General features: G+C 57.6%; 12 protein-coding genes. 8 read left to right on the forward strand and 4 right to left on the reverse strand.

Annotated elements, in window-relative coordinates; genetic code table 11:
- Positions 1-124: 124 nt before the first annotated feature.
- From folD to HFK18_RS14910, 8 genes are all read left to right on the forward strand, one after another.
- The gene (gene folD, locus HFK18_RS14875) at positions 125-1,003 is read left to right on the forward strand and encodes a bifunctional methylenetetrahydrofolate dehydrogenase/methenyltetrahydrofolate cyclohydrolase FolD (RefSeq protein WP_180166849.1); all 879 of its coding nucleotides are present in this window, start codon (positions 125-127) and stop codon (positions 1,001-1,003) included.
- Between the two features lie 372 nt (positions 1,004-1,375).
- The gene (gene guaB / locus HFK18_RS14880) at positions 1,376-2,833 is read left to right on the forward strand and encodes an IMP dehydrogenase (RefSeq protein WP_032976170.1); all 1,458 of its coding nucleotides are present in this window, start codon (positions 1,376-1,378) and stop codon (positions 2,831-2,833) included.
- Between the two features lie 109 nt (positions 2,834-2,942).
- On the forward strand, positions 2,943-4,508 hold the full coding sequence (gene guaA, locus HFK18_RS14885; RefSeq protein WP_154263286.1) for a glutamine-hydrolyzing GMP synthase: 1,566 nt from the start codon (positions 2,943-2,945) through the stop codon (positions 4,506-4,508).
- A gap of 206 nt (positions 4,509-4,714) precedes the next feature.
- Positions 4,715-5,356 (forward strand): hypothetical protein, encoded by a 642-nt coding sequence (locus HFK18_RS14890; RefSeq protein WP_180166850.1) that lies wholly within the window; start codon positions 4,715-4,717, stop codon positions 5,354-5,356.
- 328 nt (positions 5,357-5,684) lie between these two features.
- On the forward strand, positions 5,685-6,047 hold the full coding sequence (locus HFK18_RS14895; RefSeq protein ID WP_180166851.1) for a hypothetical protein: 363 nt from the start codon (positions 5,685-5,687) through the stop codon (positions 6,045-6,047).
- Positions 6,048-6,864: 817 nt separating this feature from the next.
- Positions 6,865-7,107 (forward strand): hypothetical protein, encoded by a 243-nt coding sequence (locus HFK18_RS14900; RefSeq protein ID WP_180166852.1) that lies wholly within the window; start codon positions 6,865-6,867, stop codon positions 7,105-7,107.
- Between the two features lie 77 nt (positions 7,108-7,184).
- Positions 7,185-7,733 carry a hypothetical protein gene (locus tag HFK18_RS21710; RefSeq protein ID WP_218946773.1) on the forward strand — a complete coding sequence of 183 codons (549 nt, stop codon included), beginning with the start codon at positions 7,185-7,187 and terminating at the stop codon, positions 7,731-7,733.
- A 455-nt stretch (positions 7,734-8,188) separates the two neighbouring features.
- A complete protein-coding gene (locus HFK18_RS14910) occupies positions 8,189-8,899 on the forward strand; it encodes a DUF6602 domain-containing protein (RefSeq protein WP_180166853.1) in 711 nt (236 codons plus the stop codon).
- Between the two features lie 177 nt (positions 8,900-9,076).
- On the opposite strand, the gene HFK18_RS14915 is transcribed toward HFK18_RS14910, so the two are convergent.
- The 4 genes from HFK18_RS14915 to HFK18_RS14930 form a co-directional block, all read right to left on the reverse strand.
- Positions 9,077-10,117, reverse strand: coding sequence for a DUF4062 domain-containing protein (locus tag HFK18_RS14915; protein ID WP_180166854.1), 1,041 nt, complete (start codon positions 10,115-10,117; stop codon positions 9,077-9,079).
- Positions 10,118-10,196: 79 nt separating this feature from the next.
- A complete protein-coding gene (locus HFK18_RS14920; RefSeq protein ID WP_218946774.1) occupies positions 10,197-10,739 on the reverse strand; it encodes a 4-fold beta flower protein in 543 nt (180 codons plus the stop codon).
- A gap of 292 nt (positions 10,740-11,031) precedes the next feature.
- Positions 11,032-11,532 (reverse strand): hypothetical protein, encoded by a 501-nt coding sequence (locus HFK18_RS14925; RefSeq protein WP_180166855.1) that lies wholly within the window; start codon positions 11,530-11,532, stop codon positions 11,032-11,034.
- Positions 11,517-12,416 carry a nucleotidyltransferase gene (locus HFK18_RS14930; protein WP_180166856.1) on the reverse strand — a complete coding sequence of 300 codons (900 nt, stop codon included), beginning with the start codon at positions 12,414-12,416 and terminating at the stop codon, positions 11,517-11,519. The genes HFK18_RS14925 and HFK18_RS14930 overlap by 16 nt, the downstream gene beginning before the upstream one ends.
- Between the last annotated feature and the right edge of the window lie 198 nt (positions 12,417-12,614).

Raw genomic sequence — 12,614 nt, forward strand, 5'->3', positions numbered from 1 at the left:
GGGTTCGCGCGATTCGTGGGTAGCGCCGGGCCATGCCCGGCGAGCGCAGCGGGCGATCGCGGCGGTGGGCGAGGGGCCGTGAATCGGGGACAATAGCGTCCCCGCCGCCCCACGCCTGCCCCCGATGACCGACTCCGCCTCCCAGCTTCCTGCCCGCATCCTCGATGGCCGCCGTATCGCCGAGGACCTGCTCGACAGCCTGAAGGTGCGGGTCGACGCCCGTGTTGCGGCTGGTGGCAGCCGCCCGGGCCTGGCCGTGGTGCTGGTGGGTGGCGACCCGGCCTCCACCGTGTACGTGCGCAACAAGCGCCGCGCGGCAGAGAAGGTCGGTATCGAAGCCTATGACTACGACCTGCCGGCCGGCACCACCGAGGCCGAGCTGCTCGACCTGATCGACCAGCTCAACGCCGACCCGAAGATCAACGGCATCCTGATCCAGCTGCCGCTGCCGGGCATTCCCGATGCGCGCCGGCTGATCCAGCGCATCGACCCGCGCAAGGACGTGGACGGTTTCCATCCGGAAAACGTCGGCCATCTGGCCCTGCGGGAGTTCGGCCTGCGCCCGTGCACCCCGCGCGGCATCACCACGCTGCTGGGCCACACCGACCAGCCCGTGCGCGGCCGCAACGCCACCATCGTCGGCGTCAGCAACCACGTTGGCCGGCCGATGGGCCTGGAGCTGCTGATTGCCGGCTGCACCGTGACCAGCTGCCACAAGTTCACCCCCAAGGACGTGCTGGAACAGGCCGTGCGCAATGCCGACATCCTGGTGGTGGCGGTGGGCCGCCCGGGCATCGTGCCGGGCGAGTGGGTGAAGCCGGGCGCGGTGGTGATCGACGTCGGCATCAACCGGTTGGACGACGGCCGGTTGGTGGGCGATGTCGGGTTCGAGGCCGCAGCGCAGCGGGCGAGCTGGATCACCCCGGTGCCGGGCGGCGTGGGCCCGATGACCGTGGCCACGTTGATGCAGAACACGTTGGAAGCGGCGGAAGCCGGGGCCTGACCGGGCTGGGGTGCTTGCGGTGGGGCTTGGTAGCGCCGGGCCATGCCCGGCGAGCGCAGCGGCGCCGCAACAATCCGCCGGGCATGGCCCGGCGCTACCGGGGTCGCGTCGATGCCCCGTAATTCCCGCCGGTCCGCATGACCCGCTCTTGGTAGATGCCAACCTTGGTTGGCACGAACATTCAGGCGCCAGGACCCCAGGTGGGGCAAAGGCCTCCCGGTTGTTTGCCAACCAAGGTTGGCAGCTACCAAGGGCGGTGCGCCGGCGTCTGAACCAATTGCCGCCCGCGCGACACTGCGTCGCATCTACCCCCTGCCACAGGCTGCCAAAACAAGGTAAAATGTCGCGCTTCCCCACATCTCGGGTATGCCGATGCTGCGCATCCAGGCTGAAGCTCTCACCTACGACGACGTCTCGCTCGTCCCCGCTCATTCGACCATCCTGCCCAAGGACGTCAACCTCGAAACGCGGTTGACCCGTGACCTGAAGCTCAAGCTTCCGATCCTGTCCGCAGCCATGGACACCGTCACCGAAGCACGCCTGGCCATCGCCATGGCACAGCTGGGCGGCATGGGCATCATCCACAAGAACCTGAGCGTGGAGCAGCAGGCCGCCGAAGTGGCCAAGGTCAAGAAGTTCGAGGCCGGCGTCATCCGCGACCCGATCACCGTCGGCCCGGAAACCACCATCCGCGACGTGCTGGCCCTGACCCAGGCGCACAACATCTCCGGCGTGCCGGTGGTGGGCAGCGACGGCCTGCTGGCCGGCATCGTGACCCATCGCGACATGCGCTTCGAGACCGAGCTGGACGATCCGGTCCGCCACATCATGACCAAGAAGGATCGCCTGATCACGGTCAAGGAAGGCGCCGCGTCTGATGAAGTGCTGCAGCTGCTGCACCGCAACCGCATCGAAAAGGTGCTGGTGGTCAACGATGATTTCGCCCTGCGTGGCCTGATCACCGTCAAGGACATCCAGAAGAACACCGACTTCCCGAACGCTGCCAAGGACATCGCCACCCGCCTGCTGGTCGGCGCCGCCGTCGGCGTGGGCGGCGATACCGATCGCCGCGTTGAAGCGCTGGTCGCCGCCGGCGTGGACGTGATCGTGGTCGATACCGCGCACGGCCATTCGCAGGGCGTGCTGGACCGCGTCAGCTGGGTCAAGAAGAATTTCCCGAACGTGCAGGTCATCGGCGGCAACATCTGCACCGGTGAAGCCGCGCTGGCGCTGCTGGACAGCGGCGCGGACGCAGTGAAGGTGGGCATCGGCCCGGGCTCGATCTGCACCACCCGCGTCGTGGCCGGCGTGGGCGTGCCGCAGATCACCGCGATCGACCTGGTGGCCGAAGCGCTGCAGGACCGCATCCCGCTGATCGCCGACGGTGGCATCCGCTACTCCGGCGACATCGGCAAGGCGCTGGCCGCCGGTGCCTCCACCATCATGATTGGTGGCCTGCTGGCCGGTACCGAGGAATCGCCGGGCGAAACCGAGCTGTTCCAGGGCCGTTCGTACAAGAGCTACCGCGGCATGGGCTCGCTGGCCGCAATGGAGAAGGGGTCCAAGGACCGTTACTTCCAGGACGCCGCTACCGCCGACAAGCTGGTGCCCGAAGGCATTGAAGGTCGCGTGCCGTACCGCGGCCCGGTGGGCGGCATCATCCACCAGCTGATGGGCGGCCTGCGCGCCACCATGGGCTACGTGGGCTGCGCCACCGTCGAGGACATGCGCAGCAAGCCCAAGTTCGTGAAGATCAGCGGCGCCGGCCAGCGCGAGAGCCACGTCCACGACGTGACGATCACCAAAGAGCCGCCGAACTACCGCTCCTGATGCGGGACGAGCAAAGAGGAACGAGGAAGCTGATTCCCGTTCCTCTTTCTCCATCTGCCGCTGAAAAATTCTGACTTTTTCGTTTTCCCTACTGCATTGCCGGGGCGCCATGACCAACATCCATAACGACAAGATCCTCATCCTCGATTTCGGCGCGCAGTACACGCAGCTGATTGCCCGCCGCATCCGCGAGCTGGGCGTCTACTGCGAAATCTGGGCGTGGGACCACAACCCGGCCGAGATCGCCGGCTTCGGCGCGAAGGGCATCATCCTGTCCGGTGGCCCGGAATCGACCACGCTGCCGGGCGCGCCCGCCGCGCCGCAGGAAGTGTTCGACAGCGGCCTGCCGATCTTCGGCATCTGCTACGGCATGCAGACCCTGGCCGCACAGCTGGGCGGTGCCACCGAAGCGGCTGACCAGCGCGAGTTCGGCCACGCCGAAGTGAACGTGATCAACCCGGATGCGCTGTTCAAGGGCCTGAGCGACCACGGCGGCGAGCCGAAGTTGAATGTCTGGATGAGCCACGGCGACCACGTCTCCGTTGCACCGCCGGGCTTCACCATCACCGCCACCACCGACCGCATTCCGGTGGCCGCCATGGCCAACGAAGAAAAGCGCTGGTACGGCGTGCAGTTCCACCCGGAAGTGACCCACACCCTGCAGGGCCAGGCGCTGCTGCGCCGCTTCGTGGTGGACGTGTGCGGCTGCCAGACCCTGTGGACCGCCGCCAACATCATCGACGACCAGATCGCCCGCGTAAGAGATCAAGTGGGCGATGACGAAGTGATCCTGGGCCTGTCCGGCGGCGTCGATTCGTCCGTGGTGGCTGCGCTGCTGCACAAGGCCATCGGCGAGAAGCTGACCTGCGTGTTCGTGGATACCGGCCTGCTGCGCTGGCAGGAAGGCGACCAGGTGATGGCGATGTTTGCCGAGCACATGGGCGTAAAGGTGGTGCGCGTGAACGCCGCCGACCGTTACTTCGCTGCGCTTGAAGGCGTGAGCGACCCGGAAGCCAAGCGCAAGATCATCGGCAACCTGTTCGTTGAGATCTTCGACGAAGAGTCGAACAAGCTGAAGAACGCCAAGTGGCTGGCGCAGGGCACCATCTACCCGGACGTGATCGAGTCGGCCGGCAGCAAGACCGGCAAGGCGCATGTGATCAAGAGCCACCACAACGTGGGCGGCCTGCCGGAGCACATGAAGCTGGGCCTGGTGGAGCCGCTGCGCGAGCTGTTCAAGGACGAAGTGCGCCGCCTGGGCGTTGAACTGGGCCTGCCGCGCACCATGGTCTACCGCCATCCGTTCCCGGGCCCGGGCCTGGGCGTGCGCATTCTGGGCGAAGTGAAGCGCGAATACGCCGAGCTGCTGGCCAAGGCCGATGCCATCTTCATTGATGAGCTGCGCAAGGCGGATCTGTATGACAAGACCAGCCAGGCGTTTGCCGTGTTCCTGCCAGTGAAGTCGGTGGGCGTGGTGGGCGATGCGCGTGCTTATGAGTGGGTGATTGCACTGCGGGCCGTGGAGACGATTGACTTCATGACCGCGCACTGGGCGCATCTGCCGTATGAGTTCCTGGGGACGGTGAGCAACCGGATCATCAATGAGTTGCGGGGGGTGTCGAGGGTGGTTTATGACATCTCGGGGAAACCGCCGGCTACTATTGAGTGGGAGTGAGTTGAGAGAACGAGGGCGCCGAGAGGCGCCCTTGTTGTTTGTGGTGTCCGCTAGTGCTAGGCCCGGTTCTATGCCGGCTTGTTAGCCGGACCCAGTCGCCCTAATATCGAGCTGTATCAGGGGGGAATCCACCGTACGGTGCTTTGTGGATACTTCGTATAACCGGACCAATGGGTCCGACTATTAGGTAGTTGGGGCGCACACCAATGGTCACGCGGTCCATGGATGAAGTCCGTAGTGAGTACATCTCCTCGATGGGACAAGAGCTTGGGGCGAGCTTCTATGAGCTGCACCGAAAGCTCGTGGAACTCCAAGTTCTTTGGCAACAGTACCGCCAGCTTTTCGGCGATGACCCTGACACGGTCCACCTGCTTAACCGGACCTCTGGCCTGTTCTTCAAAATCGTTCAAGACGAGCTGTGGGACAGTGTTCTATTGGGCGTCACTCGGATGACGGACCCGGCAACCACGGGCAAGAAGAAGAATCTTACGATCCAGTCTCTGCCTCCGCTAATCTCCGATACAGAGCTGCAGGGCGAGGTGCAGAGTCTCTGTGACAAAGCACTAGTTGCAGCGGAGTTCGCCCGTGAGCATCGCAACAAGCGCATCGCTCATCAGGATCATGACTACCTCAGCAATCGTAGTTCCGATCCACTGACCGGAATTAGCAGGAAATTGATAGAGGAGATGCTCACTGCACTAAGAGCCGTCTTGAACCGCTTAGATCTGCATTTTCGAGGCGGCACGGTCATGTATGAAGATTTCGTGGGCGAGAGTGGAGCAAGGCTCCTGGTTCATAAACTGAGAGAACTAGAGCGACTTCAAGGTGCGGTCACAAGAGCGCCCTAACAATTTATTATGACCGACGCCCCTTCGCCATACGGCTTAATTCAGATGTTGATCAATGTCTGCTCCTGGCCGGAAGCAGACATTTGGACGGCCTGGCGGCTGGCCCGGTGGTAACGTCCCCCTTCGACCCATACCGGCCATTGGTGCTGCCGCCGGGCTTAGCGTTAGCGTTGGGTACGGTTATACGCTGGATTGTTAGCCGGACCCAGTCGCCTTAAGATCGAGATGTATCAAGGGGAAAGCCCGCAATACGGCGCTTTGTGGGTAAGTCGTATAGCCGGACCTCTGGGCCCGTCTTTTAGGTGGTTAGGTAGACAGGAGAGTACATATGGACGTTAAAGTTATTTCAGTGCACGGACAGGGCGACTTTGATTCAGAGTATGTATTGCTTCAAGTCACCGCTGACTGTGACGTTGGCAAGTATCAGTTGTGTGACACCACATATACCGATGATGACAAGGTTTCAAACAAGCTCAGACATACATACTGGTTTCCGGACAAGGCTGTAAAGAAAGGAGATCTCGTTTCTTTATGGACAAAGAGTGGAAAGAACACGACGGCCAAAAACAATTCCGGAACCACAATCCACCGTTTTTATTGGGGCCTTGGGAAGGCGGTCTGGAACAATGATGGTGATTGCGCCGTCTTGCAACAATTGACGACCTGGCAGCTCTTCAAGGCCAACGGCTGACTGCCTAACAATTCATTCAAGCCGATCTCGCTGTGCGAGTCGGCTTCATTCCGGAGTCGCGACCGTCCGCTCCTGGCCGGAAGCGGACATGAGTCTCCCTAGCAGCTCGGTTCTCTGATGAGGAACATGTCGATGATCAGCAACCGGTGCAACATTTGCGGTCGAAAGCTTGACGTCTCTGCCGATCTGCTCTCTGTCGACTGCGGCGGAGATTGCTGGGGCTGCGTGGGGGCCATGGAGCTTGGTTGGCCAGAATCCACCAAGCAGGTCGCGAAGGAAATCCGAGCCGGGCTTCGAGAGCCTGATGGGGCGGCTAAGCCACCGTCCTAGAGCTAGCAGGACAACGTCCGCTTCTGGCCGAGAGCGGACGCGCCGACGCCAGAGAACCTCACCAAGAATGCTAGCGTCCGCTCTCGACCCAAAGCAGACATTGATGCGGCCGCTGAGCTCTAGCGCTGGGTCCGGCTATACGTTGGCTTGTGAGCTGGACGCAGACGCCCTAAGATCGAGCTGTATCATGGGGAGAGCCCACAATGCCGTGTTTTGTGGGTAATTGATATAACCGGACCGATGGGGCCACCCATTCTGTAGTTGGGTGCGACAGGGAGATTCATGACAATCCAACGAGAGGCCGCGTATCACGAGCGAGCGACGTACTTGTTCGAAAATCGCTTGGCAAGTCGCGGTCAGATCGTCGCCATCATCGATGGCCCCTAACAGTTCATTAAAGCCGACGCCACTTCACGGGGTGGCTTAACTCAGCCCTTAGCGGCTCATACCTAATTCAATAGCAATTGAGGCAAAGAGAGAGAAGGCCATGATTGAAGTTTACGCGTTTACAGACGATCAGAAGAAGTTCCTTGCACGCATTGTTGATGATCTTGGCGGGCCAACCTCCACAGGAAATCTTCTCCACGTAATCGAGAATCTGCTTTATGCCCTCAAGCCTGACTGGCAGCTAGCGACGTTTGGGGAAGACACAGATGTCAGGGCGGACCTTGAGGTGTGCATGGCTGCCTTGGGCTATTTGAAAGTACAGAACGTGGCCACAGCCAAGTGAGTCCTAGCAGTCCATTCAAGCCGATCCGGCTTCGCGGGTCGGCCAAATTCCAGAGGCTGCACTTCTAGGAAAGGGACATGGAGCTTGTTGTAAATCTTCTTGTTGGAATTGCGTGGCCTGCGGCCATCATCTGGGTCGCAATGCTCTTTCGGGATGAACTTCGCTCGGTCTTAAGACGCGTGTCGCAGCTGAAGTATAAGGATCTAGAGGCAAGTTTTGACGAAGGCTTGAACAAAGCCGAAGCAAAGGTCGCTGCAGCTGGCCCGGTACCCCTGGCACTGCCCCACAAGCCAGAACTTACGTCGCGCCTTGAGCAACTCCGCAGAATTGCAGAGGTTTCACCTCGCGCATCGATTCTTGAGGCTTGGGTATTGGTAGAAGAGGCCGCGGCCAAATCCGGCTTCGTCCAAGGCGCTGGCGTGCCACGCGTAAACCCTTCTCTCTTCGTGGAAGAATTGATTCGTTTGGGAAGACTCCCACCAGGCAGCGCTGCGCTGGTCCGGCAGCTGAGGAGGTTGCGAAACCAAGCAATACATCTTTCAGACGTAAGCATCACGCAAGACGAAGCGGACAGATACTTAGAGCTGGCAGCAACGGCCTCCGAGCTGATACTAAGTGTCGAGTAGTGCTAACAATTCGTCCAAGCCTACGCCGCTTCGCGACGCGGCTTAATTCAGGTGTTTCGAACATCCGCGACTGGCCGGAAGCAGACATTGGAATTGGGCCTACGAATGGAACAGGACCAACTGAAAATGCGCGCCCAAGGGGCCTTGGTTCAGTGGCAGTCCATCGTGCCCCCCTTTCAGCCTTAGACGTCGCGGGCACATCTTGATCAGCAGGTTAGACGATGCGGGTTTAGCCCTCCTCGCCCCTCTCTGACGAAACTTATTGCCCCCTCGCATTTCATTCAGGAGTAAGAGACTCTGGAGTCCTCCAGTCGCACGGTCGAGCGCGGCCCGCATGGCTATCAGGAAACTTCTGGAGTGACCCCGCTAAGTTGCGAGGCATGTCGAATGCTGTACTTGGCATTAGAATTGTCGATACACTGTGGTATCAATTCATTCACGGCTTTTGATGCATCATGAGAAATAATCAACAGTTCTTGCTTCAGAAGCTCGAAGGAATCCACCACTCTCTCATGCGCGCGCACGCTGACTCCGCGAACTATGCACCTAGCATTACAGGCGCAGAGCGAGAGATAGTCAACAAGCAGTTGCTAAGCCTGATTATTCCGCCAAGCTATCGCGTTGGAACAGGGACGATAATAGATCAGCACAAAGATGAGTCCGGACAGGTTGACATTGTAATAGAACAGCCATTTTCCCTGAGCTTCCCTGTCAGTAGCGACAGTAATCGCCTCTACTTGGCGCCATCAGTATGTGCGGCATTTGAGGTTAAGTCTGACTTGTCAAGACAAGGGGGCGAGGGGATGGAGAAGATCAAGAAGATCAAAGGGCTGCACCGGATTCCAGTTAAGGCTGGTGAGCATCACAACTACGATGATATTTCTATTCCAAGCTTCTTGATCGGCTTTAAAGGCCCGGATTCGGAAGAAGGTATTTTAGATATTTATGGATCATTTAACGATAAATTGATTCCGAATGGAATTCTATGCATCGAGAGCGGAATTTTTTACGGGCGAGAGATGTCTAGGAAGGAATGGTTGATAGCTACCGGCAAGGAGGCGTCCCTGTTCGCATTCTTGCAATGTGTAACGGATGCACTGCAATCATCCGGAATGAATAGATTTACATTGTCTGATTTCAGCTCCGTTCTTAAAACTCAGTCATGAGTTGAAGTGCACCATTCATTCGACGCCGAGAGAGATGTCCGCTTCTGGCCGAAAGCGGACGCTTAGCCGTAGTTGTGCAGGACCAAACGTTGATTTTCACAGAACTGCCGGCCGGATGCGGACATCGAGTCCCTAAATATGCCGCCGCGAGGAGCGAATTTGGCTTGAACGAATATGTTAGGCCTCTGTGCGCTGAATCGCTCTCAGCTTGGTCATTTGGTTGTCGCCATAGGGTGTTAGTGTCCAATATGTAGCCGTGTCTTTCACGCTGCGATTTTTACTGCTCTTGGTGATCAATCCTAGGGCCCGAAGTTGAATCTTCACGGTCTGGAAGTCGTTCCCACGCACAGTGAAATCAAAGAACTGGTAACCTTTGAAGGCCCTCTGTGAGGAGAGGTCTTCGTGTTCCTTCGCTCTCACAAGACTATTAAGAGCGCGCCGCAATCCAGACTCATCAGACTCGTCGATCATGAGTGGTGCAAGCGCGGAGAAAATTTCGTCCCAGGTGAGTACAGAGTCTCCCGTATAGGTGTCTCCATTGTGTTTGTAGTCTGTTGGAGAAGCTATGAACGTATAGGCGAGAGAGGCCTGATCACTGCCTTGCGCTAACGTACTAGCACCTTCCGGAGCTTCGGTTGCTACCGTCGAAAGTTTCCGCTCCAGCTCATCCACTGTCCTGCGAAGGGACAAGATCTCAGTTGTAGCACTCTCTGAAGGAACTTGATCACCTCGCACCCAGCCAATACTAGGATGTGTCTTGATCAGTTTGACGAGACTGCGACTGACTTGGCTTCCCAAGTCAGCTGGGGATTCCCAGAAGCGGCACATGCGCTTCTGAACAAACTCTCGGAACTCCCCAAGCTTCTCTCGCCCACTTTCCGACTGCTCCGATTTGCTCGTTGCGATCTGAGATGGGTCTTTGTGAACAAAGCCAAGAATTGGCTTTCCATTTTCCAGCGCGTATCGATATTCCATCTCTGTGTAGCTATGGCCATTAGGGCCAATACTTCCATAGCGTCCCCCTAGGATGACCATGTAATAGTCGCAGTCATCAATCACCTTTTTGATGAGCGTCCATTGATCTTCGTTGGCGGCTGGAAATAATTCCATGCCGGATGGAATGCAATCAAGTTCAAGCAGTGCCTGCATCACTTCCTGGCGCTCTTGCTGTAGGTCGGCGAAAGTTGAGCTGACAAAAACCTGGTATCTTTTTTCCACGCTGTACTACCTCCAGATACGTAAATCGCGAACTAAGTCGAGCAGTAATGCGGCTTCGGCGCGAGCGAATTGTTAAGCGCTACTGCGCCAGCCATTGATCGAACCTCATTTTCGACCAACCTCCGAGAGGCCGAAGTGGTTGAAGAGGCCTTAGCGGTTGAAGTGGGCGGAGGGGGTGCAACGGCCTGAGGGGCTTGAGTGCATTGAGTGGTTGCAGCGGCTTAAGAGAGCCGCTAGGCGCAGTGTTCTGAAGCCACGCTACCGGCTTGCCATTTGTGTCCAAGAGAGAGCCGTTATGGAACGGTCCAAGCCACGTGTTGTGGCTCGCTGAAAAAACATGGCCATTGGCAGCAAAGGCGACCCACTCCTGATTAAGGTCGAAGAAGTGATGCCCGTAGAACCAGGCTACGAGATGGGCTTCAGAATCAAAAATCGGTGTCATTGAATCTCCCCTGTTTTGCCCAATTACGCAATTGGCGGGTCCGTGAATCTGGCTATTCCGCGTGCCGGCCACCAGCTCAGTGAGTGCCATATCTGGGTCATAGCCAATCAGCCCGAGTGACCGCAGCACGTAGTATTCCTCAAAGAGAGCTTCGTCGGCTGCCTTGCCCTTCTTGATCATGGGGAAATCCGCCAAATGATTGATTGGCACTGTGTCAGGACTATGCCGCCTTCCCCCGAGTTTGGCAAAATGCTAAGCCCAGCCCATCTCAACAGCCGCGACGCCAGCCGTTGCGGGCGCTATTGCGGGAGCGCGGTTTGATCCCAAACCTCCTTCGCCTAGCCCACCACCCCGTCACCACCACCAGCATGTAAGCCAAGAGTTCGCCATACAGACAGCCGCTGCGCAACGGCTTGCCGTCGGAACCGGACAAGGATGCAGCGACGCAACCTAGTAAATATGTATGGGCGTCTCAGTCCTGTTTGAAATGACCCTTCTTAATCTTGGCCCGAGCCTTATTGAAGTGTCTTTCGGGCGGGGTGGGATTCGACGCGCGTGCGTCCTCAAGTCTCTCATAGAGTTCATCGAACGACGCCTTCATGGAGTCATATTGTTGGCCATCTGAGAAGCAAGCCAACTGCCGGAACCTACTTTCCAAATTCTTGAATCGATTCGCGCTGTCACCTACAAGTTTTACGCTGACGTCCCAGTCGAGCGCTTTGAAAATGGCCGGGAACAGACCTGCACCCAACGCGCATATTGCAATAAGCCAATCCCATGATGGCTCGCGCAGGAGCGGTCGAATGGTGGCGACGCCCCCTAGTATGATTGGGACCACGATAAAAGCGATACGCAGTGCTCGCGCTTCCCTTTCCCAGCTGAAGAGGGAAGTGGACGTGTAGAGGCATGACTCTTCAAGTCGCCGGCATTCTTTCTTGATTTCCTCAACGCTGGGCTCTAGATGGCTAGACATGGGATATCAGTTCCGAAAATTTTTTGCCACTCGTCGCCCGCAAGGTAATTCAAGTTGTCTCGTTCATAATCGCAAGCCTTCTCTGCAGCACCCAACGCAGATCTGGCTTTTGACTCCCATGCGTCGCCGACGTTAACCAGCTCGAATGTGCCTGGGCGGGAAACACTGCTGTTGGTCATTGTTGTAAGCCAAGCGAAGAAGTCTCGGCACATCCAGTCATAGAAAAAAAGTGACTGATGGCTGTACGCCCAGTCGCGTAGGAAGTTGGAGGCCAGCAATTCAAGATGGAATGATTTCATGGGGACATTGCAGTGGTACTGCCATGTTTTCATAATCTTTATTAGTGGTCGCAGGTTCCCGTTATGATTCGTGTCAATTGAGTCGATGGCAGATGCTTCAGCAAACGGAGTCGTCAACGTATAGGAGCCTCCGTTCTTAGTATTAGAGACAATGTAGGAATTCGACGCTGCATCCAATAGGAAGGCCGGTACAATCTCGACGTTGAAAGTCGTGAAGGCCGCCACCACTACCGGGCCGTCCCCCTTTATGTCGCTTCGACTGAAAGTCGTGAGTAGCTTGCCTTTGACTTCTTGTAGGAGGGCGCTTTGCTTGTTTCCAGCGTGGCGCTCAAATCGAGAATATACCGAGCTAGGAAGAACGAAGTACAGGTCTATATCTCTGGGGGGGCGCACTTGGGTGCCCTTACCCCAACTTCCAATCGCAAAGCTATTGTCGATTGCCGAGTCGGACCCCCAGTACTCCTGGTTGAGGCATTTCGTCACATTGGCAATTTTGGTGAAACCATCCGCTCGTTGAAATGCGGTGAGCTCGATTGCGTCGAGAAATGAGCTAAACCGACGTACCAGATATATCCACTGCGACATAGATCGTCCTCTGTTGATCTAAGGCAATCGGCCAATAGCCAGATCTTCCGTGAAGTCTACATTCGGGTAGTTGTCTTGCAATTCTAACAGTTGCGTCCGGAGTCAGGATAGCCTCAACTGCTTGCGTGTTGGGTGTCAAAGGGATGGTCGAGGTTATATATCTAATTGTTAAGCGAAAAAGCTCAGACCACAGTGCCG

This window comes from Stenotrophomonas sp. SbOxS2 (assembly GCF_013416715.1).
Classification (GTDB): Bacteria; Pseudomonadota; Gammaproteobacteria; order Xanthomonadales; family Xanthomonadaceae; genus Stenotrophomonas; species Stenotrophomonas lactitubi.

Coding starts and splice junctions, on each gene's coding strand:
- guaB (WP_032976170.1), top strand. CDS start 1,376: ATGCTGCGCATCCAGGCTGAAGCTCTCACCTACGACGACGTCTCGCTC.
- HFK18_RS14925 (WP_180166855.1), bottom strand. CDS start 11,532: ATGTCTAGCCATCTAGAGCCCAGCGTTGAGGAAATCAAGAAAGAATGC.
- HFK18_RS21710 (WP_218946773.1), top strand. CDS start 7,185: ATGGAGCTTGTTGTAAATCTTCTTGTTGGAATTGCGTGGCCTGCGGCC.
- folD (WP_180166849.1), top strand. CDS start 125: ATGACCGACTCCGCCTCCCAGCTTCCTGCCCGCATCCTCGATGGCCGC.
- HFK18_RS14895 (WP_180166851.1), top strand. CDS start 5,685: ATGGACGTTAAAGTTATTTCAGTGCACGGACAGGGCGACTTTGATTCA.
- HFK18_RS14920 (WP_218946774.1), bottom strand. CDS start 10,739: ATGATCAAGAAGGGCAAGGCAGCCGACGAAGCTCTCTTTGAGGAATAC.
- HFK18_RS14890 (WP_180166850.1), top strand. CDS start 4,715: ATGGTCACGCGGTCCATGGATGAAGTCCGTAGTGAGTACATCTCCTCG.
- HFK18_RS14910 (WP_180166853.1), top strand. CDS start 8,189: ATGAGAAATAATCAACAGTTCTTGCTTCAGAAGCTCGAAGGAATCCAC.
- HFK18_RS14900 (WP_180166852.1), top strand. CDS start 6,865: ATGATTGAAGTTTACGCGTTTACAGACGATCAGAAGAAGTTCCTTGCA.
- HFK18_RS14930 (WP_180166856.1), bottom strand. CDS start 12,416: ATGTCGCAGTGGATATATCTGGTACGTCGGTTTAGCTCATTTCTCGAC.
- guaA (WP_154263286.1), top strand. CDS start 2,943: ATGACCAACATCCATAACGACAAGATCCTCATCCTCGATTTCGGCGCG.